Raw genomic sequence first — 25,636 nt, forward strand, 5'->3', positions numbered from 1 at the left:
TTAATCAACCTAATCCAACTTAATCAACCACTCACTAAAAAATTATAAATCAAATTTAATTCCCTGAGCAAGGGGTAACGTTTTTGAATAGTTTATAGTATTTGTTTGCCGCCTCATGTAAACTTTCCAGGCGTCCGAGCCCGACTCGCGGCCACCGCCGGTTTCTTTCTCGCCACCAAACGCGCCGCCTATCTCGGCGCCTGATGTACCTATGTTTACATTGGCTATGCCGCAGTCAGAACCAGCGGCAGACAGAAATTGTTCTGCATCTCGCAAATTTTGTGTCATTATAGCTGATGACAGTCCCTGAGGTACCCCGTTTTGCATCGCGATGGCATCATCAAGGTCTTTATGTTTGATAAGGTAAAGAATGGGCGCAAAGGTTTCGTGCTGCACAATTTTGTAGTGGTTTTCAACTTCGGCGATGCACGGCTTTACATAACAGCCAGAGGCATACTGGCTGCCTTCCAGCTTGCCGCCTTCAACAATAAATTTACCGCCTTCGGCTTTGCATTTTTCTATCGAGTCGAGGTATAATGCTACGGCATCAGTGTCAATTAGCGGGCCCATGTGGTTGTTTTCATCCAGCGGGTCGCCAATGCGGATTTGTTTGTAGGCTTTTACCAGTTTTTCTTTAAAGGCATCGTAAACGCTTTCATGGATGATCAGCCTGCGGGTGCTGGTGCAGCGCTGCCCGGCAGTGCCTACTGCGCCAAATACTGCGCCAATCAGCGACATATCCAAATCGGCATTCTCGGTTATGATGATGGCGTTGTTTCCGCCAAGCTCCAACAAGCTGCGGCCAAGCCTTGCGCCTACTGCCGCGCCAATTGATTTGCCCATCCGGGTTGAACCTGTTGCCGACACCAGTGGTACGCGGGTATCATTAGCCATCAGTTCGCCAATCTCGCGATCTCCGATAACCAGGCAACTTACGCCCTCATTTATATTATGTTTTTTAAATACTGCCTGTGCAATATGCTGGCAGGCAATAGCAGTTAAAGGTGTTTTCTCGGATGGCTTCCAGATGCAAACATCGCCGCAAACCCATGCCAGCATGGCGTTCCAACTCCATACGGCAACCGGGAAGTTAAATGCCGATATAATGCCCACAATGCCCAGCGGGTGGTACTGCTCGTACATGCGGTGTTGCGGGCGCTCGCTGTGCATGGTGAGGCCGTAAAGCTGGCGACTAAGCCCAACAGCAAAGTCGGCGATGTCAATCATTTCCTGTACCTCGCCATAGCCTTCCTGCAGGCTTTTGCCCATTTCGTAGCTTACCAGGGCACCCAGGCTTTCCTTGTTTTCGCGCAGCGCATTACCGATTTCGCGCACAATTTCGCCGCGCTTGGGGGCGGGTATGGTACGCCAAGTTATAAAGGCTTTTTGAGCTGTTTCAACTGCCTGGTTGTAGTTGTCGGCAGTGGCAAATTTTACCGAGGCAATTTCTTTACCGTCGGTTGGTGACACGATATCTTTTATAGCTGCGTTGGGGCTGCTTGTCCAGTTGCTGCCTGTACTAAATGCGTCATTTATGTCGTTTATGTGTAAACGAGTAAGAATTTCAGGAATATTAAGGCTCATAATTGTTACTTTTGTCAAAGGTAAAAATCTTTAAGGCAATTTATTATCAACTCATCCTTTGCCGGTAAAATGATTCGCATTAATTATCAGGACTTTGTAATTAGGGCTGTTAACAATGTTTGAATGTTGATAACTAAATTGTATTATGGATATTTATTACTTGTAATTTAATCTCAGTTTAAGTCAAAGTTTCCCTAACCGGGGAGATTTAGAGTGGGCTAATGGAGCGAGTTTATTGCCTGTAACAGAGTATATGTTCTGAAACAAAATTGAATGGAAGAAGAATTTGAATTTGGTTTTACCGAAGACCCAAAGTTTTCGGTAGAACGGTACGAAGAGATGATTCGTAATCATGACCAGTACTTTTTTGATGCCCAGGCGTTTGAGAACATTATCGACTACTACATCGAAAAGAACGATCCGCCTAAAGCCCTGCAGGTTGCCGAATATGCCCGCAACCAGCACCCATTTGCCGCAATTTTCCTGATAAAACAGGCGCAGCTATTGGTTGTGAGCAACCAGGTTGCCGAAGCATTTGAGGCGCTTGAAAAAGCCGCAATGCTGGAAGCATCGGACCCTGATATTTATTTGATCCGCGGCAACCTGTACGAGAGTATGGAGCGCTATGGCGAAGCCCTGGAAAACTATGAAAAAGCGCTCGACCTTGCCGAAGAAACCGACGAGGTGCTGCTGCATATTGCCTACGTGTACCAAAACATGGGCGACTACGAAACATCCATAACCTACCTGAAACTTTGCTTAAAGCAAAATATGGAGAACCAGGATGCTTTGTACGAACTGGCGTTTTGTTATGACGTGTTGGACAATCAGCAGGAAAGCGTTACATTTTACCAGCAATATATTGACAACGAGCCCTACAGCTATGCCGCATGGTATAACCTGGGCAACGCGTTTACCAAGCTCAGCCTGTTCGAAAAAGCTATCGACGCGTACGATTATGCAATATTGATAAAAGACAGCTTTGCATCGGCCTATTTTAATAAGGGCAATGCACTGGTTAACCTGGAGAAATATGCCGAAGCGATTGAGGTTTACCGCCATACTTTTGAGTATGAGCAACCCAACGCCGATACGTATTGTGCCATTGGTGAATGCTACGAAAAGCTGGAGCAAATGGACGATGCGCGGGCTTTCTATAAAAAATCGGTTAAGATGGACCCTAAACTGGCTGATGCCTGGTTTGGGATTGGCGTAACCCTTGATTTTGAGGAACGCTATTTTGAGGCCCTGCACTTCTACAAAAAAGCGCTCGATCTTGATATTGCCAATGCCGACTACTGGTTTGCCATTGCAGATGCCGAATACAAGTTGGGCCACCTTACTGAAGCTGAACACGCTTACGAAAAAGTGGTAGAGCTAAACCCGATCGACGTTGACGCCTGGCTGGATTACTCGTCCATTTTATATGAGCAGCAACGTCTTAGCGATGCCATTGAGGTGATAGCCCAGGCCATAAAAAACAACCCGGAAGCCGCCGAACTATATTACCGCATGGTAGCCTACTTGTTTGCCAAAGGCGAATACAACGAAGCCCTGAGCCACCTTGAAATGGCCCTGACATCAGACCCGGATAAACATTATATCCTGTTTGATTACCTCCCGCAGTTGCAGAAGAATAAGGTGATTGTGGATATTATTAATAGGTACACGAAATAAGTTGTAAGGGTTGTAGTAGTTGAAATTAACTTTTATAACATTTACAACTCTTACAACATTTTCAACCAAAGTAAAAAAAGCCAAAATTTAAACAAATTTTGGCTTTTTTTACGACCTTTGCAGCCATTAGTACTTTTAGTTATAGTCTATAACCAATTGCATGTTTGTATATGAACTACCAGATCAATAACCTTCCGGAACGGGTTGCAAAACCACGCCAAAGCGGCATAACCATGGTGATGGACAAAGGCCTCAGCCTGCGGCAGGCGGAAGATTTTATTGAAGTTGGCGGTCTGTATACAGATATGGTGAAGCTGGGTTGGGCAACTTCATACGTAACGCCAAACCTTACCGAAAAACTAAAGCTTTACCGCGATGCGGGTATCCCCGTATATTTTGGGGGTACGCTGTTTGAAGCCATGATTGTGCGTAACCAGTTCGACGATTATTGCCGTTTGCTGGATAAATTCCAGATGGATTATGCCGAGGTGTCTGACGGTTCCATCACGATGGAGCATGATGTGAAGTGCGAATACATCCGGAAGCTGTCTAAAATTACCACGGTGATATCGGAAGTGGGTTCTAAAGATGTGCAGAAAATATTTGCGCCTTACAAGTGGATCAACCTGATGCGGGCCGAAATTGAGGCCGGATCGTGGAAGGTTATTGCCGAAGCCCGCGAAAGCGGAAACGTGGGCATCTACCGCGATTCAGGCGAAGTGCGCCAGGGCCTGGTTGACGAAATACTAACTCAAATACCCGAAGAATCCATCATTTGGGAGGCCCCCCAAAAAGCCCAGCAGGTTTGGTTTATCAAGCTGATAGGCGCCAATGTTAGCCTCGGCAATATAGCCCCGGCAGACGTTATCCCGCTGGAAACACTGCGCCTGGGTATCCGCAGCGATACGTTTGATCATTTTTTGTAATCAAATCCATATCCCCATCCTTCCCGCTATTATTATTCGCTATAATTTAATATTAGTAAAATAATTTAGTTCATATTATTATCGCCTATAAAATATTTCGCAGAGGTTTAGTATATTGGTCGGTAAATTATTGACTGATAAACCTTTTATAACCGACTATTGAAAAGAATATTTTATATGCTGCTGCTTATATCGGCGGCAGCTTCCGCGCAAAAAAAAACTATCGATAGTTTAAATAACCGGCTGAAAGGCAAACTCGACGACACTACGCGGATTGAGCTTTCGCTCAAACTGGCAAAGGTTTACCGCGACACCCTGCCCGATAAGGGGATGCAGTTAATGTATCAAACAGTTGCGCTCGCCTCAAAAACCAATCATAAAGATTTACTGGTTGATGCCTACGTTCAAATTGCTGAAGCATTTGAAGACCAGGCCATTGCCGATTCTTTGCTTAAATATACCAAAAAGGCTATCGACCTTGCTACCACCCTTAAAGACAATCAAAACCTGGGACGGGCCCATAATCTAAACGGCAATAGCTATTTGCAGGCGCGCAAGTTCGACCTGGCGCAGAAAGAGTATTTGACTGCGCTGAAGTTCTACGAATCCATTAAAAATCCGCTGCCAAAAGGGAATTTGATGGTAAACTTCGGCTACCTGTTTCAGCAAATGGGGAACGTGGAGAAGGCGCACGAATATTACGATGGCGCGCTGAAAATATTTAAAGAGATAAACAATCAAAAGGCTATTGCACAGGTTTATAACAACCTTGGCATTCTGTATGGCGAAAACAATCAGCTTAAAAAATCGGAGGCGTATTTTAATGAGTCGACTAAAATTAGGGAGCACTTGAATAATAATAACCAGCTGGCTTACTCCTATCTTAATTTGGGCGGCATAAACGTGCTGCTGAAAAACTACGACAAAGGCCGGCTGTATAACGATAAGGCCCTCAAGCTTTTTGTGCTGCTAAAAAACAACCAGGGCATTGCCAGCTGTTACACCAATTCGGGGCAGATAGAGCAGGAGACCGGCAATTATAAAAAGTCGGTGGAGGCGTATAACCAGGCGCTTTTGCTGGCGACGAAAATAAAAGACATGGAGAATATGGAGAATGCGCTGGTCAGCATCTCCAATACCTACGAAAAAATGGGCGACTTTAAAACCGCCTACCGCTACGATAACGAGCTGATTAAGCTGAAAGATACCATCTACAACAAAGGCATGTCCAAACAGATTGCCGAGCTGGAAACCAAGTATAAAACCGAGAAAAAAACACAGGAAATTGCTTTGTTAAACAAGCAGGGCACCATCCAAAAACTGCAGATTAAAAATCGCAACGTAACCATTGGCGTTGTGGCGGCGGCTTTGCTCATTACGGTTTGCTTCGGGCTTTTATTTTACAACCGGTACCGGCTTAAGCAGGCGGCAATTTTACAGGCCGAAGTAATCAAACAGCAGGACATCGCCTCTAAAAGCATTATCGACGCCGAGGAACGCGAACGCAAGCGCATTGCCGGCGACCTGCACGACGGCGTGGGTCAGCTGTTTTCTGCCGTGAAAATGAATTTGGGGAGCTTGCTGGAGCATGTGGAAATAAAGGAACCCACCTATAGCCAGCTGGCCGAAAAAACCATGCTGATGGTGGACGAGAGCTGCCGGGAGGTACGGTCTATTGCGCACCAGATGATGCCTAATGCGCTGCTGAAGGCGGGCTTAGGATCGGCGGTGAAGGATTTTATCAATAAGATTGATTCGCATAAGCTGAAAATCACCGTTGAAACAACCGGCCTGGGCGAAAGGCTCGACAACAACACCGAGGCCGTGCTTTACCGCGTGATACAGGAGTGCGTTAACAACGTAATTAAACATGCCGGGGCAACGCGACTCGATATCCAGCTCACGCGCGAAGACAACGAGGTATCAGTAACCATCGAGGACAACGGCAAAGGGTTCGACAGCGCGCAACGCGACAAGTTTGAGGGCATCGGCCTTAAAAATATTAGTACACGTATAACCTATCTTAAAGGAACTGTGGATATATCATCGGCGCCCGGCAAGGGCACGCTGGTGGCTATTTACGTTCCGCTAACTATATCATAAATGGCTGCTACACACAAAATATTTATTGTCGACGATCACCAGATGGTGGTTGACGGGCTGAAACTGCTGATTGGCCACATGCCCGACTTTGAGGTGATTGGCGAATGCAATAACCCCGCAAAGGTGGAGGGCATGCTCGATACGCTGAACCCCGACATCCTGCTTACCGACGTAAACATGGCCGGCATGAGCGGCGTTGAACTTACCCGGCATATTAAACGCGCCAAACCCCATATCAAGGTGCTGGCCCTATCCATGTTTGGCGACAGCCAGGTGGTAACCGAAATGATGGACGCCGGCGTGAGCGGCTTCATCCTGAAAAATACCGGCCGCACCGAACTGGAAGACGCCCTCCGCAAAATAGCCGCCGGGGGCGACTACTACTCCGCCGAGATTACCCGCCACCTGGTACGCTCGTTTAAAGACAACCAGGAAGGCAACCACCTTACCGACCGCGAAATTGAAATTGTGCGCATGATTGAAAAGGAATTCAGCAACAAGCAAATTGCCGACCTGCTGTTCATCAGCGAACGCACCGTTGAAACGCACCGCAAAAACATACTGCGGAAAACCAATACCCAAACCGTAGTGGGCTTGCTGAAGTATGCTTATGAGCGGAAGATAATTTGAGGGCAAGCGTTCCATTTTCCCGCGCGGAACACCCCGAACGCTATGGAACATGCTGATTATTAATCGTTCTATATTTTTGTCTCCGCAGGGCCTCCCGCAGATTTGAGTTAACCTATAAAGTTCTTCAACTATTTAAAGGGCCATCGGCCCGGGACATATTGTAGCCACGGGTTTCAACCCATGGTAAATTGATTAAAAAATAAAGAGTGCCGTCGGCCAATGTCATTAAGTTAAGGAAACCAAAGCGTAAAGCCCCCTCTAAATCTCCCCCGGTTGGGGAGACTTTAGCTTCGCCCGCGTTTAACTTTTTTCAAGTCCTCCCTACCGGGGAGGATTTAGGTGGGGCTAATTCCCTTAACTTAATGACATTGCCCGATGGGACGAAAAAAAGCTTCATTCGCGTTCCGTAGGAACGCTTCGTGGGTAGAAATTCAATCAAATATCCGTTTTACGTTCCATAGGAACGTTTCGTGCTATTGAAGGCGCTGTGTACGGCCCTGTTTCGACCGCTATTTTCGACCCATGATTTTATGGGTTAACTTAAACTCGCAGTGGACCCTGCGATGGTTTGCAGCTATTCATGAATGGAGCATGATCCAGCGCATACCCTGCGGGGATAAAACTGTTTTGCCCTCTTTTTTCCTGCAAAAGAGGGGGCGGTCCAGCGCATCCGCTAGCTAGCGGACGGGTGAGTCCTCTGGAAGCGGCGTTAACGCAAATGCACTGGCGGGTTGACTCACCCCGACCTCGCTGCGCAAAGAGGGTGAGCTGCAATTCTTCCTTAACTTAATGACATTTAGCGAGAGAAGCGGGCGAATATTGCTTTTGACGCTTCCTGAATCTCATTTCAAAAACATTTCCGTAAGTTAGTATCGGCTGTCGTGCTTTAAACGGACAGCGGCTAAATGAGTACTATAGAAAACAAGAAAGATGCGCCCACCCAATCATTTGCGTCGGCAAGTGCGTGGGGGGAATGGCTTGCTGCTAATCATGCAACGTCCGACGGTATCTGGCTGCGCATTTTCAACAAAGAGTCGGGTGAAAAAACCGTTACCTATGCAGAAGCACTCGACGAAGCACTCTGTTATGGTTGGATTGACGGACAAAAGAAAAAAGTTGACCCTGGTTCCTGGGTCCAGAAATTCACGCCGCGCCGTGCACGTAGTATCTGGTCAAAACGAAACATCGAACATATTGAACGGTTGACCAACGAAAATAGCATGAAAGCCGCCGGACTGAAGGCCTTTGAAGACGCAAAAAACGACGGGCGACTGGCGGCCGCTTATGATTCACCCTCCAATTCCACAACCCCTGCCGATTTTCTCAAACTCCTTGAAAAAAACAAAAAGGCAAAAGCTTTTTTCGACTCGCTGAACAAAACCAACAAATATGCAATCAACTGGCGGCTGCAGACCGCCAAAAAACCGGAGACACGCGAAAAGCGAATGCACATGATCCTGGAAATGCTGGCTAAGGGCGAGAAATTTCATTAGGGGAAAGCAATAGCAAGCTGCACTGGGTTCCGGGACGCAGCTATGATGCTGTAGTATAACCTAAATGTTTAAGCCGTCCCTTCTGCCACCAAAATGCCGCCCACCATTGTAGCCAGGTATAAAAGCAAGTACTAAAAGAGCCATGGAGAATCCTGTAATAATCTTATTTATTGCTATGCTTCTTCTGTATATGTATACCTTTTGGCCTTTTTCTATACATAACGTTTCTAACATGTATATCTTTTGGCATTTTTCTATGCATATCCTTTTTGGTGTATAATTTTCGAGGTTTCTTTACCTATAGTTACTAACTAAAATTCGGATTTATTGTCTGTATTCTTGGTGCAAATTGCTTTGCTTCTGCCTCATTCTTGAACAGCATAAATAATGGCACGTTAATATAAAAGTTGCTCCTGCCAATCTTTTCCTTAGTTAAAAATCCTTTTGATACTAATAAATCAGCATATTTGGTTGCCGTAAGCCTGGAGACCATAAGCTCATTCATTAAAAATTCAATTTTTGTATAGGGGTGCCTAAAAATATTGTTCAATAAATCCTGACTATACATCTTAGGAAACTCCTTCCTGATTCGCGTTTTATAGTCTTGCATCAAAACCCGCATGCGGGTAATAAGTACAATCGTTTCTTTAGCTGCCTGTTCAATTCCTTTTAGCATATAAACTATCCATTCTTCCCACTCTCCTTCATCTCTAACTTTCTGTAAAAGCCTGTAGTAATCAAACTTATTGTTGATAATGAATCTGCTTAAATACAATATCGGCAAATCAAGTAAATCCTGAACTACCAAATACAATATATTCAATATGCGACCAGTCCTGCCATTTCCGTCGTAAAAAGGATGTATACTTTCAAACTGATGATGAATTAGAGCCATTTTCACCAACGGATCCAGGTCACTGTCATCGGAGTTATTAATAAACTTAACCATATTCTCTATCAGGCTAATTATCTCATCGTATAACTGCGGCGGTTTATAGACACTTTTACATGTAGATTGATTAATAAGTTCAGTTCCTGGCAGCCTTCTAAATCCCGCGTCATTTTGCTCAAGAATCTTTTGGATATCTATGATATGATTAATGGTTATTATCTTGTTTTTTCTAACAATATCAAAGCCATGTTTCAACGCCTCTGCATAATTATTTACTTCTTTAGCCGACGCACTGGTTATAAATTCTCCAAATAATTGCGCCTTGTATAATTCATCATGCGTTGTGATGATATTTTCAATTGCGGAACTATCTTTAGCTTCCTGCAATGAAAGGGTATTAATTAAAATACTTTCGTTAGGAATGGTTGCGGCTATCCCCTTTAATTCAGCCAATCGCCGGTGTGCAGCAGCAAGCTGTTTTAAAACCGCCCGTGTTTCTAAATCTTGTTGAGGTGGAAGTAAAGGGATATGATAGTGCATATAAAATAAGTAGAATCAAAAATACTATATTAAAATTTGATTTAATAGCCTACCTAAACGCGGCGCACTAGTATTCCAACTCTGCGGGCCGGAGCTGCATACTGGCGCGTAAGGGGCATTACCTCCGCAGGTTAATTAAAAAGGAGTCGCAGTCCATACTTTAAATGTAAGCTCCATTATATTTCTTACCTTTCCGACAACTTATATGACGCTTATGAGTGATTTAAAAAACCTCCAAAAAGCATTGCTTGATTTTCGTGATGAAAGAGACTGGGCACAATTTCATAATGCAAAGGACCTTGCTTTAGCTTTATCAATAGAAGCCGCTGAATTAAATGAACTGTTTCTATGGAAAAAACCAGAAGATGCCAATATTGAAAAAATCAAGGACGAGCTGGCTGACGTTTTTGGGTATGTTTTATTATTGGCCGATAAATACAATCTCGATCTTATAGAAATAATGACGCGCAAAATTCAAAAAAATGCAGAAAAATATCCGGTAGATAAAGCAAAAGGCAATGCGAAAAAATACAATGAATTATGACATTGAATAAGTCCTTTGAAATAAAAAGATATGAGTTTAATGCCACTATGTTCAATGAATTTCAAAATCTTCATTTTGCTAAAGATCTTTGGCCGATTGTATATATTTTAAGTGATGGCGCTATCAAAGAAGCTTACGTGGGCGAAACGACAGACACTTACGCAAGAATGTCCGCACATTTAAAAAGTGGAGCTAAAAATGTTCTTTCAACCGTGCATTTGATCAGCAGTGAGAAATTTAATAAGTCTGCCACACTTGATATAGAATCGAATTTAATAAAATATATAGCCGGCGACGGTCAATATAAGTTGATTAACGGAAATATTGGCCTCGCCAATCACAATTACTATCAAAAAAAAGAAGTCTACTGGGATATTTTTAACCTGATTTGGAACAATTTAAGATCAGAAGGAATAACTAAACATTCAATTGAGCATATAAATAACTCTGATCTTTTTAAATATTCGCCGTATAAAAGTCTTACCACCGACCAGCGCGAGGGGTTGTTAATTATACTGAAAGGTCTCCTTGATAACAACGTCAAAAACATCATTGCTGAGGGCGGAGCGGGCACAGGCAAGACCATTCTTGCTACATTTCTATTTAAGCTTCTCAACTCGAAGTATGAAGAATTCAATTATAAAGAATTTGGAGACGATGAAGCGGAATTTATTCAAACAGTTTTCGAATTAAAAAGGAGGTATCCCAATCCAAAAATGGCCCTCGTTGTACCGATGGCTTCATTTAGAAATACTTTAAAAAAGGTATTCAAAAATATCAAAGGCTTAAGTGCCAATATGGTAATCGGGCCCGCAGATTTGATTAAAGACAATTTTGACATTGTCCTCGTTGATGAATCTCACAGGCTAAGAAGAAGAGTAAACCTGGGCACTTACTTTCATGCGTTCGATGTAGTATGCGGAAAACTTGGTATTGATAAAAATAACTGTAGCGAGTTAGATTGGGTCGTTAAACAGTCGAACAAGGCTGTATTACTTTATGATGAAAATCAATCGATTAAGCCTTCTGACGTAAAGAAAAATGATTTTGATAGGCTTAAATCCTCAAATCTTACAAAGGTCGTATCTCTTAAGTCTCAATTTAGAGTGAAAGGCGGCAATGGTTATGTTAAATATGTTCACGATCTTCTGAATTGCAAACTTGATGAATCGCAAAGGCTTTTTCCATCAAAGGAATATGAGTTCGTTCTTTTTGATTCAATCGAGGCCATGGTTAACGAGGTTAAATTAAGAGATTCAGAGACTGGCTTAGCTCGGTTGATTGGTGGCTATTCATGGCCATGGATTTCAAAGAACGACAAAAGTGCCTATGATATAATCATTGATGGCTATAAGCTGCAGTGGAACAGTGTTTCTGATGATTTCATAAATTCCTCTAATGCATTAAATGAAGTTGGATGTATACATACGACTCAAGGTTACGATTTGAACTATGCAGGTGTCATTTTTGGACATGAGATTACCTATGATAAAGGGAAGAATGAGATTGTAATTTTGAAAGAGAATTACCACGATAAAAATGGGAAAATATCGATTAACGATCCTTTAGATCTAAAAGCATTTATTATAAACATATATAAAACTATAATGCTGCGGGGGATAAAAGGAACTTATTTATATATCTGTGATAAGAACTTAAGAGAATATTTTGAAAAGCACATTGAGGCCAATCGCAAAATTATTTCCACCAACTATTTAGACTCAGATCAGGTAGTGCCATTCGTTAATTCAATTCCAGTCTTCGATTTAAAAGCCGCAGCCGGAAATTTTAGCGCCCTACAACAAGTCGATACCGAAAAGTATGATTGGGTTTCTTTGCCGCCAAGATACAAGCCTTCAAAAGAATTATTTGCATGTACCGTGATAGGTGAATCGATGAACAAGGTTATCCCCAACGGCTCTCTTTGTCTATTCCGTCGGGATGGTGGAGGCTCCAGAAATGGCAAGATCGTTCTTGTTAGGCATTCCAATATCCAGGACCCTGATTTTGGTTCAGGCTATACTGTAAAGGAATATATAAGTAAGAAAAATGTCAGTGACGAACAATGGTTTCATGAAGAAATAATATTAAAGCCACTATCATATGATTCGACATATCAAAACATAGTTTTCACTGCGGATGAATTAACTGACTTAGAAGTAGTTGGAATATTTGAATGCGTTCTATAGTGCCACGGTCTAGGCAGGTAGTCGAAGGCACAAATTCAACTTTTAACATGCCATGTTGTTTTAGGGACGTAAGAGAGGGATAACAAACGGAGAGAGAATGGTTGATTTTCCACTTATAGTTAGCGTAAATATAAAACAGTTGTCCGAACATGGATTCATGCCATACATCTGTGAGGCTGGCAATAGCTTTATATTGAAAGGTTGGCTGGTGGATAGTGCTCCTTTGCGTAATCAGTAAATCTATCTACAGAATCATTATACTCGACAACAAAGTCAACGAGTTCAAACTTTGGCTTTCTATAGATCTCAACGATATTTTTCGTTATTTGCCGCCTTGTTCCATCTTTAAACGTTTTTACCCCCCCCCCCGCTGCCGCAAGCGTCCTCGCTTGTGGCCCGCGTTTAGGTCGCCCACCATCCATTCGACATAATGCCTGGTGGTAGGCAATCAAACGTCAATGTATATTTGTTACCTGTCAACCTACCACAAGCGAGGACGCTGGCGGTAGCGAAAGAGAAAAATTACCCAAATCATATTAAGGCTACATCTCACAGATAACAATTACTACGCTTAGATGATATAGAATGATTAGTTTTAGGTCGTAACAAATTAGGTCCGCATTACAAATCAAGCCATGTTATTTCTTCCTTTTGAAAGTTTTTACATTTCGAGCCCGCTAAAATCAGGAGAAATAGAGCAGCGCCTTGGGGCGGAAGTTGAACGTCCCAAAGGGTTTACTTTTCTATTGATATTCAGGCAGCAATCATTAGATCGTTACTTTAGCGGGTATGTGGACGCCCGTGGGTTTGAAATTAAACCTGCGTTTGTTGGCCGCGATTCATTTATACCGGAAATAAGCGGAACCATTGAAACTCAACTTACAGGCAGCCTTTTAAAAGTTAAAATGCGGCTGAGTTCATTGGTGTTCGCGTTTATGTTCCTTTGGTTAGGCATTGCGGGAATTGCCGGGCTATGGATGGTTTTTACGGGTTTTACAAAGAAGCCGTTCACTTCAGATACGCTTGCTCCCTTGTGGATGTTTTTATTTGGCTACCTTTTGATGATGGGTTGTTTTAACTATCACAGTTGGTCGGCAAAAAATAAGTTATGCGAAATATTGGATGGCGAGATTGCCCGGATTCATCCTTAAATACGGCGCACGCTGTCCGTAGTTTCCAAACTACGGACGACTATGCCCGGAGACGCTGTCTCTCTTGCCCCGCGTTCAGGTAACCCGCATGCCATGTAACCACAAACCCGGGTTAGCGATTGGCGTGGATACCGGCCTTCGGGGGCCTCAGTGCAGGCCGCGCCTAAGGCCTGCAGGCGTATGAACAGAAAGCGCGCCCCGCTTCTACCGGCGGGGAACCCCATGTTAAATAGTGGGCAGTGGGGTATAGTGAGTGGTGAGTAGTGAGTAGGCAGTGGCTAATCAGTTGGCTTTAGGAGTTGGCAGTGGTTAACCGTTTCAATCAATTATAAAATAACCATTTTAATCAGTTGGCAGTTAGGAGTGGGCAGTTGGCAGTTATTAACCGCTTCAATCAATTATAAAACAACCATTGTAATCAGTTGGCAGTTTTGAGTGGGCAGTTGGCAGTGATTAGCCGTTTCAATCAATTATAAAATCCCCCGCTGCCGCAAGCGTCCTCGCTTGTGGCCCGCGTTTAGGTCACCCAACATCCATTCGACATAATGCCTGGTGGTAGGCAGTCAATCGTCAATGTATCCTTGTTACCTGTAAACGTACCACAAGCAGGGACGCTTGCGGTAGCAAAAGAAGCTTAAAATTTATTTTGCGGGATAACGATATTGAAATTGGGACGGGAGTTAAAGATATTTTACCCGGCTAATTATTTATTAGTTAATTATGCCAGGGTCTTCATTACAATCAATGTCAGTAATGATTTCGTTCCCAAATATACTTATAAGGAGAATTATCAACCCGTCCCCCTCTTCCGGCCCGCTGGACGTACATTTAATAAGCGGCGAAATAACATCGTAGGCGACCTTGTTCCCGGTTTTAATTTTACCATTTTCAACCGTAACCTGGTGCCCATTAAACTTAAATTTAGTCATCAAATATATTTTAACCGTTTGCGCTCCGTCCCCGCGTTCAGGTGGCCAGTATGCTTTCGCGCTCAAAAATCAGGCAGCCAATAATTTTTTAATCCAATCTTCACCGGCAAGTTCGGGGTATTCAAAAACGTCGGTAATGTACTCGTGGTTGCTGTGCACCTTTGATTTGTTTACATCATTACTTACAGGGTGGGCGGTTAAAATGCCGTTTTCGAGGGGTAACATCAGGGCTTTTAATTCCTCCGGTAACAGATCTTTTTTTAACCACATGTTTTCAATTTCCCGCGGCAATATAACCGGCATCCGTAATTTTTTATTGTGGATTTTCGTCATAAGGTGGTTTGGCGCAGCAGTTGTAGTAACAATAGACAAGGTTTTTAGCACGTCGCCGTTTTCTCTTTTCCAATAAGAATAAATGCCGGCAAAGGCAAATGGTTCCCTGTCTTTGGGGTAAATAAAAAACGGGTAAGCAACGTCGTTATAATCCATCGATTCAAAAAAGCCGTCGGCTAATACCAGGCAGCGCCGCTCCAAAATTGGTTTTTTAAAGGATTTTAGCTCAAATATGGTTTCGCATTTTGAATTGAGGTTGCCAACGCGGTATTTTTTAGCGTCGGTGTCGTTAAAGGCAAAATGCGGTACCAGCGCCCATTGGGCCAGCTCAATTTCTTCGGGGTTCTCCTGGGTTATTATTGGCAGGTCGGGATGGGCAAAACCGTTTGCATGATAAAGTTTTTTCATCTTATCAATAAAGTGAGGATGAAATTTTCGCCCGAACCTTTTTTCATAGGCATCCGGATTGCCTGAAACCTGCACATGATAACACATAGTAATTAGTTTAACTGTATGAACAAATTGGAACGTAAGCGGTTCTGAAAAATCCAAGTTAAAAAAAATATTTAATGAAAAAAATATGAAATAACCTCCTCTGGTGCGAGACTGACCCGCTGTTTGTAGTTTAGAAACTACGGACGACTATGCTGGGAGATGCGGTCTCCCTTGCCGCGCGTTTAGGGTAGCCCGCATTCTCCATAGTAGTATGTCACCGGTTAGCGATAAAAAAATCCTGCTACAATTTCTTTTTGCTAATATAATTAGTAAATTGCCATGATCAAACGCCAATAAAATTATAGCAAATGGCAAAAAGTAAAACTATCAATGTAAAAGGGACTGAAATTGTTTTGTTCCAGAACGGGGATGAAGACTATGTTTCAATTACCGACATAGCCCGCCATAAAGACAGCGCCAATACCGATTCTATTATTCAGAATTGGCTGCGAAATAGAAATACGATTGAGTTATTGGGTTTTTGGGAGCTAATGTACAACCCCGGTTTTAAACCCCTCGAATTCGAGGGGTTTAAAAAGCAGGCCGGGCTAAATAGTTTTGTAATGACACCTAAAAAATGGATTGAAAATACAAATGCCATAGGTATTATTTCAAAGTCGGGAAGATATGGCGGGACATTTGCCCATAAAGATATCGCATTTGAATTTGCTTCGTGGATTTCTATTGAGTTTAAGTTGTACATCATCAAGGAGTTTCAACGCCTTAAAGATGACGAAAACGACCGCCTCAAATTAAACTGGAACCTGCAGCGCACACTGGCAAAGGTGAATTACCATATCCACACCGATGCTATAACCCATGTATTAGCCTATGGTTTCGGCCGGTTAGGTTTGCAGTCCATTACGGCCGATACCCACCCCGGGAATCTGCGATCCATCCAAATACTTGAAAGGTATGGGTTTGTGAAGGTTAATGGTATGGAAAATATTTACATATTGGTGAGTGGTGAATAGTGAGTGGGGAGTGGTTGATTAATCAGTTGGGGAGTTAGAAGGTTCACCATGAATGGCCCTGGTCCGTATGCTTTCCTTTGGCAAACCGGGGGCGACCGGGATTGTATACTGTGGAGGCGGGGGGTGCTGATGTGGGGGTATTGGATTAACTTAGTGTTGTCCCCGCTCAATTGCCGCGGGGGCTAGTCCTTTTTGTCTTGATACAAAAAGGACCAAAAAAATCAAGACAGAAAAAAGCTTCCGCGCTGCAGGCCAGACTCCCTGGCCCGCTTTTCTGTCGTGCCTTTGCCCGCCGTAAACACAATGCTACTGCTTAACTAACCATGAAATACTTGGGGGCATCCAATAATTTTTCGTTGTCCGTCACCAGATAAGCTTCGGGCAAAAGCCAAGACAACTGCAGGCCTGTGCGTAGGGCAGGGCATAGGAAATTTTTGCATACAGGTTCGGCGAGAGAAAGGGTCATCCGGCAAAAAGATTCCAGCCCGCAGTTGTTTTGGCTTTGTGCGTGAAAGGCCTGAAGCGCAAGAAGCATTTCTGGTGACTTGATTTTTTTGGTTACTTTTTGTATCAAGACAAAAAGTAACAGCCCCGCGGCAATTGAGCGGGGTGGATATAAGGTTAATCCCCGAAAATAAATTTCGAAGCAACCCGAGACAGCGTTAAGGCGAAAATCAACCTGTCTTATTTTAATATTACCGAATTCCGTACCTTTAAAACCTGCACTTGCAACAGGCAATAGCCGCAAAATATGGATGAAAGCAAAATAATTATATACCAAACTGAAGACGGCAATACCAGGATTGAAACCCGTTTGGAGGACGAAACGGTGTGGCTTACCATAGATCAGATGGCAGAGCTGTTCCAAAAATCGCGCTCGACCGTTAATGAACATATTTTGAACATTTATGAAGAGCGTGAACTGGACCGCGAACTTTCAATGAGAAAAATCGGAAATTCCGATTTTTCTACCAAGCCCACGAATTACTATAACTTAGATGTAATTATCTCTGTCGGCTACCGCGTAAAAAGTCACCAGGGAACAAAGTTCAGGCAATGGGCAACGGCCCGGCTAAGGGAGTACATTGTAAAGGGGTTTACCATGAACGATGAATTGCTGAAGCAAGCCGGCGGGGGCAATTATTTCGACGAATTGCTGGCGCGCATCAGGGATATACGTTCGTCGGAAAAAGTGTTTTGGCGCAAAGTGCTCGATATTTATGCCACGAGTATAGACTACGACCCGAGGCTGCAAATTTCGGTACAGTTTTTTCAAACCGTTCAAAACAAAATGCATTGGGCGGCACACGGGCATACCGCCGCCGAAATTATTTTCTACCGCATTGATGCAAACAAAGCCAACCTCGGGCTTACGCATTTAAAAGGCAGCAAGCCAACCCGACAGGAAATTGAAATAGCCAAAAACTACCTCGACGAAGACGAACTGAATATACTCAACCGCATGGTAACCGCCTACCTTGAACTGGCCGAATTACAGGCATTAAACCGCAAGCCCATGTATATGAAAGACTGGATAGCGCGCCTGGACGATTTTGTAAAAATGACCGGTAACGACGTTTTAGATAATGCCGGCACCATCAGCCACCAACAGGCCCTCGACAAAGCCACCACCGAATACGAAAAATATAAAGAGCAAACCAAAAACGACCTTTCAGCAGTCGAAAAAGACTTTTTAAAACAGCTTGAGGCCACCGCTAAAAAGTTGAATAAGAAGAAGCCCAAATAACAGCGCTATAAGCAATTTTTTTTAAAAAAGCACTGACACTATTTTGTCAGCACTTTTCGCGTTTTTTGGCGCGGCAATGCGAGAAAAAGTGCCATACTAGCCCAGAAACAAGGTTTTTGGCACTTCGGTTCACCTTTTTGCTGTTCCACCCTGTTCCTTGGTTTCACTGTGCACAGGAACATAAAACTATGCTAAAATTGATTTTTAAGGGTAACGAATTGGTAACCTTAAAAGCCCTGAAATAGTTCTTCGGCTTACTTATAACACGTACAAACACGTACTATTACCCGCTCAATAACCGTATTTCTACTTACTAAATAGGGTACTTCCCCCATTGCGGGCCCGACTGCGGCTGCCTAATTTTACCTGTGCAGCATGCCCTCTCAGGCGGCAGCATTAATTGGAATTAATATGGAAACCGGGGGCAACTATTTAAATCAAACTACCATTTACGTATCAACACAGGCCAAACTAAACGCCAGCCAAACCCAGGGCATAGCCGACGAGTTGCTGCGCATTATTGGCTACTCAGATCATAGCCACGGCGTGCAGTTCAGGTTCATTGAAGAAGACGGTTTAACCCAGGCGCATGCGTCGGTTGATAAAGAGTTGCGGGTTTCGGTGAATGGGTGAATTAGTGAATAGACCATGGACGATAGAGTGAAACCATCAAACTTATCAGGGTTTACCCAACAGCGTGGACAAATTTTCTCCTGGTACAGTTTTTAATTTTCTCCCGAACTAAGGCTAAATCCGCCTTTCGATTAGACAATTCGGTTTTCAACAACTGTATTTCATACGAAATGCACTTCTTTTCATTAAGAAGCATCATGTATTCTGCTGTTTTTTATCATACGTTTCAGGTGGGTGATATTTTGGCTTAACAGAGCGGCGGGAGAGGACGCAGCGCTGTCATGAAAAACAACATACGCGTTGAACGCGCTATAAAAAATATAACGCAGGCCGATCTTGCCGATGCCGTAGGCGTATCGCGTCAAACAATTAACACCATCGAAAGTAATAAATACGTACCTTCAACCGTACTGGCATTAAAAATATCAAGAGTTTTCGGCAAGCCGCTCGAAGAGATATTTATGTTGGAAGAAGGGGATTGAGAGCAGAACCAAGAGTCAGGAACCAAGAATCAAGAAAGAAGGATAAAATAAACCCATATGAAAACCAAAACAACTTTTGCCCCGGAGCTGGTTATTCCAAACGGGGTAACCGATATCAGCTTTTACGTTAAAGCATTTAATGCCGTTGAGCTATGGCGATTAAACAATGATGACGGCTCGGTGCATGTCGCCGGGTTTACCATTGACGACGCGCTGTTTCATATTCATGAGCAAACTTCAGACGCAGCCTTTAGTCCGGCTGTGCATAACGGTACAACAGTAGCCGTTGGCTTAATGGTTGATGATGTGCACGCTGTGGTAGCGCAAGCGGAGGCCGCAGGCGCGCGGATCACCTCGCCGGTGACAGATTATGAATACGGCTACCGCCAAGGCAGCATAGTCGACCCATTTGGCCATCACTGGACAATTGAAAAGATAATTAACAACGATATTTTAATGACGGGTAACTATGGAGAATAACACTACAAATGATTTCGAAACGGCTATTAGGCCCACCTTATCGGTAAGCAATGGCATTGCTGCGGTAGAGTTTTACAAAAAAGCCTTTAACGCCGATGAACTGATGCGGGTTGAAGCCCCGGATGGCGCTATTGTGGCTGAACTATCTATTCATGGTGCGCGTTTTTTCGTTGCCGATGGCTCGCCGGAGGCAGAGCATGCCACGCCAGAGAAAGCTGCATCGATTCCCATCCGGATGGGATTGATAGTGGCCAATCCCGATGCTTTCGCCGCCAGCGCCATTGCAGCAGGCGCAACCGAAGTTTATCCCGTTGCCGACCAGGACTATGGTTACCGCTTAGGGCATATTATTGACCCCTACGGGCATCATTGGGAGATTTGCAGACCTTTGTAGGAGAGGCAAGAAGTCAAGATGCAAGAGTCAAGAAAAATGTTAGCGATTGCTTTGCCGGCGGTTTTCTTGAACAGAAGTGATTTTTTCATATTGATTCCTGACTTCTTGATTCTTGGCTCTTGATTTCTTGCTTCTCTCCAAAACCCTATCTTTGCCCTATGCGCTTTGATATTATTTCCGTATTGCCCGATTTGCTGCAGAGCCCCTTTGCTCATTCTATTTTGCAGCGTGCGCAAAAAAAGGGAATAGCCGAAATTGTGGTGCATAACCTGCGCGATTATTCGACCAGTAAACAAAAAAGCGTTGACGATTATCCTTATGGCGGCGGCAGTGGCATGGTGATGACAATACCTCCTTTTGCAGCATGTATTGAAAAACTGAAGAGCGAACGGGAATATGATGAGGTGATATTTATGTCGCCCGATGGTGAAACACTGAACCAGGCCATAGCTAACCAGCTATCCGGCAAACAAAACATTATTATACTTTGCGGCCATTACAAAGGCATTGACCAGCGCATACGCGATATTTACGTTACCCGCGAGATCTCCATTGGCGACTACGTGCTGTCTGGCGGCGAATTGCCCGCAGCGGTTTTGGTTGATGCCGTGGTGAGGCTGATCCCCGGTGTTTTGTCTGATGAAACATCAGCTCTTTCTGATTCTTTCCAGGATGGCTTGCTGGATGCTCCTGTATATACCCGCCCAGCCGACTGGAACGGCCACAAGGTGCCCGATATATTATTAAGCGGCAATACCCCCGAAATTGAAAAATGGCGCTTTGAGCAGGCCGTAGAACGCACCAGGGCCAGAAGGCCGGATTTGCTGGATGAATAATTTGTATGGACGTATCGCATACGCCCTCGTCTGCTTATTAATAAACCAATGTACATCGCATATTCATTAGGGCGTATTCAATATGTACCTACGGTTGATATTATATCGTAAATTAGATTGCAACCAAAATGCACCCTTTGCATTATAGCGTTGCAACCATGAACCCCGAACAGGAAAAAGAACTTATACAACAATGTCGAGCCAGCCCGGCCGCGTTTGGGCAGGTGTTTGACATTTGGTATAAGCCGGTGTTTGGTTACATTTTGCGCCGTACTGCCGATTATGACCTGTCGAAAGATATTGCTGCGGAAACTTTTTTAAAAGCTTTTTTGAAGATAAACACTTTTCAATGGCGGGGAATCAGCCTTTCGGCGTGGCTGTACCGCATTGCCACTAACGAACTGAATCAATATTACCGTAGCAGTAAATACAAGCCCCAATCGTTACAGCAACTACTGGAGAACCCGCAAATGGAAAAACTGCTGCACCAGCAGGATGCCGACGAGCGCGAAGCGATGGAGAAAGAAATGCAAGGTTTTAACGACTTTAACCTGATCCGCACCAACCTGCTCAAGCTGGACATTAAATACCAGGAAGTAATTGCGCTACGCTATTTTGAACAAAAAACCAACACAGAGATAAGCGCCATATTAGATAAAAATGAAGGCACAATCAAGTCGCTGCTATCGCGCGGATTGGAAAAATTAAGAAACATGCTTTAACACTGCAACCAAATACAGGCGCTGCATTATAAGGGTAATCAACATGAAAGATAACGACGAATTTTTAAAGAAAATGGAAAACTTACAGGTACCGGATATAAACCCCGGTGAGCACCCGAAGATGGTTAAAATGGCCATCATGAATACGGAGCGCTCGGCGGCGCTCGGCGTATGGCTTATTGTTGCGCCATGCTATTTTCTGTTTTGCGTATGCATGTATTACTTTTTTCACCTCAGGCTCAGCTGGTTCGAATCGATGTTTAATTTGATGGCAAGCCTTGATAAAAATCCCTGGCTCAGGTTGCTATCGCCGGTGTTATTGGTAATACTGCCAATGGTGTGCATTGTGATAAACGCGCTTGCTATTGTACACGTAGGTGTCCAAAAAGCAGGCCCCGACCAGGACCGGGCACGTGAATTGGGCATCACCATAAAAATAAAGCCATGGAACATTTTATTAATACTGCTTAGCCTGGCTATTGTATTTACATTTTTGGCTTATATAGTTACCGAAAACATTGTTATAAAAAATTAATACCATGAAACTGAACTGGTTTACCCGCAAAGGGATTATTTATTGGCCTGCATCAATAGCGGGCTGGGCGATATTGGTTTTAGCGACCGCATTTGCCATATACTCATTTATCGATATCGACAGCCGCTCGCACTCGATAAGTGATACGCTTACTAATTTTGTTTTCAATTTATTGCTGATCGGCTTGGTTTATACCATTGTCGGTTATTTTACGGAAGCAGCTAAAAAGGTTGATTAATTTTGTTGGAACGTTGTAAGGTTTAAAAGTTGTAAGGTTAATGACGCGCTGCCTAAGAACGCCTTTTTATCATGAAGCTGTATTTTTTTCGGTCTTTTCGGCCTTTACTGACTTTCGGACTCCCGCAAACCGCCCTATTTTGTTAACAAAACAATAATTGTGGAAATTTTTCACATTGACTTTTTTTATTAAAAAATAATCCCTATAATTGCAATCCGATTTTTACGGGCTAAAAATCGCTTTTAAGAGCTAAAAATCATGGATTTAGTAAAATTTGTTGAAGAACAATCAGTAGAAAAAAGACAACTTCCGTCTTTTAAATCAGGAGATACGGTAAGTGTTCACTATAAAATCAGGGAAGGTAATAAAGAACGTATCCAGGTTTACCAGGGTGTTGTTATACAACGCAACAGTACCGGCGCTACCGAAACCTTTACCGTACGTAAAGTATCAAACGGAATTGGTGTTGAGCGTATATTCCCAATTAACTCACCAAACATTGATAAAATCGAGGTGAACAGCCACGGTAAAGTACGCCGTGCTAAATTGTACTACCTGCGCGCCCTTACCGGTAAAGCAGCTCGTATCAAATCAAAAAGAGTTTAATTGTTCCTGCCTCCGGCATGAGGTAACAATAAAATATTTAAGCCTTTCCGGTATTCGGAGGGGCTTTTTTGCGTGGCTTATAACGCGACACTATAACCCACTTTTACATTATTCACTACCATGTGGGTGTAAAAGTGTTTTAGATTGACATTTCCATCAGCCACTTTTTTGCAAACACCTCGCCTTGCTGCATCGACAATACATTTACAATCATTATAGAAACATAGCTGCAGGTAACGGCCGCCGCTAGTTCGCCCTCGTTTTATTCTATTGCAAATACCCAATTATCTGTTGATATTTGAGCTCCCCCTTTGATAACATTTAAAACATTACGGAATATTTTTGGTTAATAATTAGATTATTACAAAATGGGTGTTCAGGAAAATAAACTGCTGCGAACGAAAAAACCGGCCATAACGCATAGCCAAGTTTCGGGGCAGCTTTTTGATAACCTGCCCGTTGCCGTTTATGCTTGCGACAGGAATGGCTACATTACATCATTTAACCAGGCTGCTGTAAATTTGTGGGGCCGGAAACCTGAAATTGGCAAAGATTTGTGGTGTGGTTCATGGAAAATATTCCATCCCAACGGCGAGCCTTTAAACCTGGACAACTGTCCGATGGCCCGTACCCTGAAAGCAGGTATTGCTATTGAGGGCGAAGAAATAATTATCGAACGACCGGACGGCACCAGAATTAATGTACAACCATACCCTGTACCCACTTTTAACGATGCAGGCGAACTTGTCGGCGCCGTAAACACCTTAATTGACGTTACCGAGCAGCGTAGCGGCGAAACCAAACAAGCCATGCTCGCTGCAATTATCGAATCATCGGAAGATGCGATAGTAAGTAAAACCCTCGATGGAACAATAACCTCCTGGAATAAATCGGCCGCTAAAATGTTTGGCTATAGTGAGGGCGAGATAGTAGGAAAGTCGATAATAATTGTAATTCCGGAAAACCGCAGGCAGGAAGAGGACCTGATATTGGGGAAAATACGCCAGGGTAAAAAGGTTGAACATTATGAAACATACCGCCGTAGAAAAGATGGCACCGAAATAGCTGTTTCACTAACTATATCACCCATCAAAAACCAAGCCGGACAGGTTATAGGTGCATCAAAAATTGCGCGTGATATTTCAAAACAAAAAACTAATGAAGAAAGCCTGCAACGCTATGCTGATAACCTGGAAACAGTTAACAGTGTAGGTAGAATGGTTTCGGAGCGTTTGGATGTACAGGAAATATTGCAACAGGTAACGGATGTTACAACCCAGGTTACCGGAGCCGCATTCGGCGCCTTTTTTTATAATAAGCTCGATGAGCACGGCGAGTCGTACACATTGTTTACCCTGTCAGGCGCGCCGCGCGAGGCCTTTGAAAAGTTCGGGATGCCCCGCAACACCGCTGTTTTTCATCCCACATTTAGTGGGGAAGGAACCGTAAGGGTTGATGATATAACCAACGATCCCCGTTACGGAAAAAATCACCCGCACTTTGGCATGCCCAAGGGGCATTTACCTGTGGTGAGTTATTTGGCGGTACCGGTAATTTCAAAATCGGGCGCGGTAATAGGCGGACTGTTTTACGGGCACCCGGAACCGGGCAGGTTTAACATACACCATGAGGGCCTGGTTGAAAGTGTAGCCACCCAGGCTGCTATAGCCCTTGAAAATGCGAGGCTTTACGAAGAGATACAAAAGCTAAACTCAAAAAAGGATGATTTTATTGGACTTGCCAGTCACGAGTTAAAAACGCCCGTGACCAGTCTTAGCGGTTATCTGCAAATAATAAACCGCCGGTTGCCGGCGGATGACGGAAACAAGCCTTTTATTGAAAAAGCCCTGGCACAAATAAATAAACTTTCGGGCCTGATATCTGATTTGTTAGATGTTTCAAAAATTGAAACCGGGCAATTACCCCTCTCATTCACCGGGTTTGATTTATTGCATCTCGCAAAAGAGGTTATCGAGGTGATGCAATATTCCACCAAGACACACCGGCTAACGTTCGATTCGAACATTAACAAGCTATTGGTAACTGCCGACAGGCAGCGGATTGAGCAGGTTATTATCAACTTGCTGTCAAACGCTATTAAATATTCGCCGGGGGCTAACCAGGTTAACGTAACAGTTTCGGTCGCCGACAACAAGGCGCTGGTTGCTGTGCAGGATTTTGGCTTAGGCATAACGCGCGATCAGCAGGAACGCATCTTTACCCGTTTTTACCGGGTTGAGGATATGGCGGCTCATATATCCGGCCTGGGCATTGGTCTTTTTATCAGCAAAGAAATTATAAGCCGCCACCACGGCAGGCTTTGGGTTGAAAGCGGGCCGGGCAAAGGGTCGATATTCTTTTTTGAGATACCGGTAGGGTAGCAAATAGGAGAAGACCAAAAACCCTTTAGATTTTCTTAAACTTCTTCTGCACCCCAAAATATTCATCATTCGCAATCCCTTCGCCTGTCCCGCTGATTTTTACGATTACATTGATTTCGCTG

At 43.7% G+C, this 25,636-nt stretch carries 26 protein-coding genes; 20 read left to right on the forward strand and 6 right to left on the reverse strand.

The window, feature by feature from the left end:
* Positions 1-42 precede the first annotated feature (42 nt).
* Positions 43-1,584: an L-piperidine-6-carboxylate dehydrogenase gene (gene amaB, locus NAF19_RS26760; RefSeq protein ID WP_252793440.1), complete on the reverse strand. Its 1,542-nt coding sequence runs from the start codon at positions 1,582-1,584 to the stop codon at positions 43-45.
* Between the two features lie 273 nt (positions 1,585-1,857).
* Between amaB and NAF19_RS26765 the strand changes: the two genes are divergently transcribed.
* The 5 genes from NAF19_RS26765 (at position 1,858) to NAF19_RS26785 (ending at position 8,413) form a co-directional block, all read left to right on the forward strand.
* Positions 1,858-3,261: a tetratricopeptide repeat protein gene (locus tag NAF19_RS26765; protein ID WP_252793441.1), complete on the forward strand. Its 1,404-nt coding sequence runs from the start codon at positions 1,858-1,860 to the stop codon at positions 3,259-3,261.
* 170 nt (positions 3,262-3,431) lie between these two features.
* Positions 3,432-4,187, forward strand: a complete 756-nt coding sequence (locus tag NAF19_RS26770) for a phosphosulfolactate synthase (protein WP_252793442.1) — start codon at positions 3,432-3,434, stop codon at positions 4,185-4,187.
* Positions 4,188-4,346: 159 nt separating this feature from the next.
* On the forward strand, positions 4,347-6,290 hold the full coding sequence (locus NAF19_RS26775; RefSeq protein ID WP_252793443.1) for a tetratricopeptide repeat-containing sensor histidine kinase: 1,944 nt from the start codon (positions 4,347-4,349) through the stop codon (positions 6,288-6,290).
* Positions 6,291-6,920, forward strand: a complete 630-nt coding sequence (locus NAF19_RS26780) for a response regulator transcription factor (RefSeq protein WP_252793444.1) — start codon at positions 6,291-6,293, stop codon at positions 6,918-6,920.
* Positions 6,921-7,825: 905 nt separating this feature from the next.
* Positions 7,826-8,413 carry a YdeI/OmpD-associated family protein gene (locus NAF19_RS26785; protein WP_252793445.1) on the forward strand — a complete coding sequence of 196 codons (588 nt, stop codon included), beginning with the start codon at positions 7,826-7,828 and terminating at the stop codon, positions 8,411-8,413.
* Positions 8,414-8,720: 307 nt separating this feature from the next.
* Here the strand turns inward: NAF19_RS26785 and NAF19_RS26790 are convergent, their stop codons facing one another.
* On the reverse strand, positions 8,721-9,845 hold the full coding sequence (locus NAF19_RS26790; RefSeq protein ID WP_252793446.1) for a Fic family protein: 1,125 nt from the start codon (positions 9,843-9,845) through the stop codon (positions 8,721-8,723).
* Positions 9,846-10,059: 214 nt separating this feature from the next.
* Here NAF19_RS26790 and NAF19_RS26795 point away from each other — a divergent pair, with 214 nt between their 5' ends.
* From NAF19_RS26795 to NAF19_RS26805, 3 genes are all read left to right on the forward strand, one after another.
* Positions 10,060-10,389 (forward strand): nucleotide pyrophosphohydrolase, encoded by a 330-nt coding sequence (locus NAF19_RS26795; protein WP_252793447.1) that lies wholly within the window; start codon positions 10,060-10,062, stop codon positions 10,387-10,389.
* Positions 10,386-12,578, forward strand: a complete 2,193-nt coding sequence (locus tag NAF19_RS26800; RefSeq protein WP_252793448.1) for a DNA/RNA helicase domain-containing protein — start codon at positions 10,386-10,388, stop codon at positions 12,576-12,578. The genes NAF19_RS26795 and NAF19_RS26800 overlap by 4 nt, the downstream gene beginning before the upstream one ends.
* 635 nt (positions 12,579-13,213) lie before the next feature.
* Positions 13,214-13,729: a hypothetical protein gene (locus tag NAF19_RS26805; RefSeq protein ID WP_252793449.1), complete on the forward strand. Its 516-nt coding sequence runs from the start codon at positions 13,214-13,216 to the stop codon at positions 13,727-13,729.
* Here the strand turns inward: NAF19_RS26805 and NAF19_RS26810 are convergent.
* From NAF19_RS26810 to NAF19_RS26820, 3 genes are all read right to left on the reverse strand, one after another.
* Positions 13,726-13,953, reverse strand: coding sequence for a hypothetical protein (locus NAF19_RS26810; protein ID WP_252793450.1), 228 nt, complete (start codon positions 13,951-13,953; stop codon positions 13,726-13,728). The two genes, NAF19_RS26805 and NAF19_RS26810, sit on opposite strands and share 4 nt — an antisense overlap.
* 486 nt (positions 13,954-14,439) lie before the next feature.
* Positions 14,440-14,658, reverse strand: a complete 219-nt coding sequence (locus NAF19_RS26815; protein ID WP_252793451.1) for a hypothetical protein — start codon at positions 14,656-14,658, stop codon at positions 14,440-14,442.
* Between the two features lie 69 nt (positions 14,659-14,727).
* Positions 14,728-15,486: an SOS response-associated peptidase gene (locus NAF19_RS26820; RefSeq protein ID WP_252793452.1), complete on the reverse strand. Its 759-nt coding sequence runs from the start codon at positions 15,484-15,486 to the stop codon at positions 14,728-14,730.
* 308 nt (positions 15,487-15,794) lie between these two features.
* On the opposite strand from NAF19_RS26820, the gene NAF19_RS26825 reads away from it, so the two are divergent.
* A complete protein-coding gene (locus NAF19_RS26825) occupies positions 15,795-16,460 on the forward strand; it encodes a GNAT family N-acetyltransferase (protein WP_252793453.1) in 666 nt (221 codons plus the stop codon).
* A 313-nt stretch (positions 16,461-16,773) separates the two neighbouring features.
* Here NAF19_RS26825 and NAF19_RS26830 read toward each other — a convergent pair whose 3' ends face one another.
* Positions 16,774-17,199 (reverse strand): hypothetical protein, encoded by a 426-nt coding sequence (locus tag NAF19_RS26830; RefSeq protein ID WP_252793454.1) that lies wholly within the window; start codon positions 17,197-17,199, stop codon positions 16,774-16,776.
* Between the two features lie 12 nt (positions 17,200-17,211).
* Here NAF19_RS26830 and NAF19_RS26835 point away from each other — a divergent pair, with 12 nt between their 5' ends.
* From NAF19_RS26835 to NAF19_RS26885, 11 genes are all read left to right on the forward strand, one after another.
* Entirely contained in the window at positions 17,212-18,207 is a 996-nt protein-coding gene (locus NAF19_RS26835) for a virulence RhuM family protein (RefSeq protein ID WP_252793455.1), read from the forward strand.
* 375 nt (positions 18,208-18,582) lie between these two features.
* Positions 18,583-18,840 (forward strand): hypothetical protein, encoded by a 258-nt coding sequence (locus NAF19_RS26840; protein ID WP_252793456.1) that lies wholly within the window; start codon positions 18,583-18,585, stop codon positions 18,838-18,840.
* A 281-nt stretch (positions 18,841-19,121) separates the two neighbouring features.
* Complete coding sequence (locus tag NAF19_RS26845) at positions 19,122-19,322, forward strand: helix-turn-helix transcriptional regulator (RefSeq protein WP_252793457.1); 201 nt, start codon at positions 19,122-19,124, stop codon at positions 19,320-19,322.
* 57 nt (positions 19,323-19,379) lie between these two features.
* Positions 19,380-19,802: a VOC family protein gene (locus NAF19_RS26850; RefSeq protein ID WP_252793458.1), complete on the forward strand. Its 423-nt coding sequence runs from the start codon at positions 19,380-19,382 to the stop codon at positions 19,800-19,802.
* Positions 19,792-20,196, forward strand: coding sequence for a VOC family protein (locus NAF19_RS26855; RefSeq protein WP_252793459.1), 405 nt, complete (start codon positions 19,792-19,794; stop codon positions 20,194-20,196). Before NAF19_RS26850 ends, NAF19_RS26855 begins: the two co-directional genes overlap by 11 nt.
* A 158-nt stretch (positions 20,197-20,354) precedes the next feature.
* Complete coding sequence (gene trmD, locus NAF19_RS26860) at positions 20,355-21,032, forward strand: tRNA (guanosine(37)-N1)-methyltransferase TrmD (protein ID WP_252793460.1); 678 nt, start codon at positions 20,355-20,357, stop codon at positions 21,030-21,032.
* A gap of 128 nt (positions 21,033-21,160) precedes the next feature.
* On the forward strand, positions 21,161-21,754 hold the full coding sequence (locus NAF19_RS26865; protein ID WP_252793461.1) for an RNA polymerase sigma factor: 594 nt from the start codon (positions 21,161-21,163) through the stop codon (positions 21,752-21,754).
* Between the two features lie 43 nt (positions 21,755-21,797).
* Positions 21,798-22,289 carry a hypothetical protein gene (locus tag NAF19_RS26870; protein ID WP_252793462.1) on the forward strand — a complete coding sequence of 164 codons (492 nt, stop codon included), beginning with the start codon at positions 21,798-21,800 and terminating at the stop codon, positions 22,287-22,289.
* A 4-nt stretch (positions 22,290-22,293) separates the two neighbouring features.
* Complete coding sequence (locus tag NAF19_RS26875) at positions 22,294-22,527, forward strand: hypothetical protein (protein WP_252793463.1); 234 nt, start codon at positions 22,294-22,296, stop codon at positions 22,525-22,527.
* A gap of 258 nt (positions 22,528-22,785) precedes the next feature.
* Positions 22,786-23,133, forward strand: a complete 348-nt coding sequence (rplS, locus tag NAF19_RS26880) for a 50S ribosomal protein L19 (protein WP_256484507.1) — start codon at positions 22,786-22,788, stop codon at positions 23,131-23,133.
* 368 nt (positions 23,134-23,501) lie between these two features.
* Positions 23,502-25,514 carry a PAS domain S-box protein gene (locus NAF19_RS26885; protein WP_252793464.1) on the forward strand — a complete coding sequence of 671 codons (2,013 nt, stop codon included), beginning with the start codon at positions 23,502-23,504 and terminating at the stop codon, positions 25,512-25,514.
* The last annotated feature ends 122 nt before the right edge of the window (positions 25,515-25,636 follow it).

Origin of the sequence: Mucilaginibacter flavidus (assembly GCF_024055575.1) — a bacterium.
Lineage (GTDB): Bacteria > Bacteroidota > Bacteroidia > Sphingobacteriales > Sphingobacteriaceae > Mucilaginibacter > Mucilaginibacter flavidus.

Coding starts and splice junctions, on each gene's coding strand:
- amaB (WP_252793440.1), bottom strand. CDS start 1,584: ATGAGCCTTAATATTCCTGAAATTCTTACTCGTTTACACATAAACGAC.
- NAF19_RS26765 (WP_252793441.1), top strand. CDS start 1,858: ATGGAAGAAGAATTTGAATTTGGTTTTACCGAAGACCCAAAGTTTTCG.
- NAF19_RS26770 (WP_252793442.1), top strand. CDS start 3,432: ATGAACTACCAGATCAATAACCTTCCGGAACGGGTTGCAAAACCACGC.
- NAF19_RS26780 (WP_252793444.1), top strand. CDS start 6,291: ATGGCTGCTACACACAAAATATTTATTGTCGACGATCACCAGATGGTG.
- NAF19_RS26785 (WP_252793445.1), top strand. CDS start 7,826: ATGAGTACTATAGAAAACAAGAAAGATGCGCCCACCCAATCATTTGCG.
- NAF19_RS26790 (WP_252793446.1), bottom strand. CDS start 9,845: ATGCACTATCATATCCCTTTACTTCCACCTCAACAAGATTTAGAAACA.
- NAF19_RS26795 (WP_252793447.1), top strand. CDS start 10,060: ATGAGTGATTTAAAAAACCTCCAAAAAGCATTGCTTGATTTTCGTGAT.
- NAF19_RS26800 (WP_252793448.1), top strand. CDS start 10,386: ATGACATTGAATAAGTCCTTTGAAATAAAAAGATATGAGTTTAATGCC.
- NAF19_RS26805 (WP_252793449.1), top strand. CDS start 13,214: ATGTTATTTCTTCCTTTTGAAAGTTTTTACATTTCGAGCCCGCTAAAA.
- NAF19_RS26810 (WP_252793450.1), bottom strand. CDS start 13,953: ATGGGGTTCCCCGCCGGTAGAAGCGGGGCGCGCTTTCTGTTCATACGC.
- NAF19_RS26815 (WP_252793451.1), bottom strand. CDS start 14,658: ATGACTAAATTTAAGTTTAATGGGCACCAGGTTACGGTTGAAAATGGT.
- NAF19_RS26820 (WP_252793452.1), bottom strand. CDS start 15,486: ATGTGTTATCATGTGCAGGTTTCAGGCAATCCGGATGCCTATGAAAAA.
- NAF19_RS26825 (WP_252793453.1), top strand. CDS start 15,795: ATGGCAAAAAGTAAAACTATCAATGTAAAAGGGACTGAAATTGTTTTG.
- NAF19_RS26835 (WP_252793455.1), top strand. CDS start 17,212: ATGGATGAAAGCAAAATAATTATATACCAAACTGAAGACGGCAATACC.
- NAF19_RS26840 (WP_252793456.1), top strand. CDS start 18,583: ATGCCCTCTCAGGCGGCAGCATTAATTGGAATTAATATGGAAACCGGG.
- NAF19_RS26845 (WP_252793457.1), top strand. CDS start 19,122: ATGAAAAACAACATACGCGTTGAACGCGCTATAAAAAATATAACGCAG.
- NAF19_RS26850 (WP_252793458.1), top strand. CDS start 19,380: ATGAAAACCAAAACAACTTTTGCCCCGGAGCTGGTTATTCCAAACGGG.
- NAF19_RS26855 (WP_252793459.1), top strand. CDS start 19,792: ATGGAGAATAACACTACAAATGATTTCGAAACGGCTATTAGGCCCACC.
- trmD (WP_252793460.1), top strand. CDS start 20,355: ATGCGCTTTGATATTATTTCCGTATTGCCCGATTTGCTGCAGAGCCCC.
- NAF19_RS26865 (WP_252793461.1), top strand. CDS start 21,161: ATGCACCCTTTGCATTATAGCGTTGCAACCATGAACCCCGAACAGGAA.
- NAF19_RS26870 (WP_252793462.1), top strand. CDS start 21,798: ATGAAAGATAACGACGAATTTTTAAAGAAAATGGAAAACTTACAGGTA.
- NAF19_RS26875 (WP_252793463.1), top strand. CDS start 22,294: ATGAAACTGAACTGGTTTACCCGCAAAGGGATTATTTATTGGCCTGCA.
- rplS (WP_256484507.1), top strand. CDS start 22,786: ATGGATTTAGTAAAATTTGTTGAAGAACAATCAGTAGAAAAAAGACAA.
- NAF19_RS26885 (WP_252793464.1), top strand. CDS start 23,502: ATGGGTGTTCAGGAAAATAAACTGCTGCGAACGAAAAAACCGGCCATA.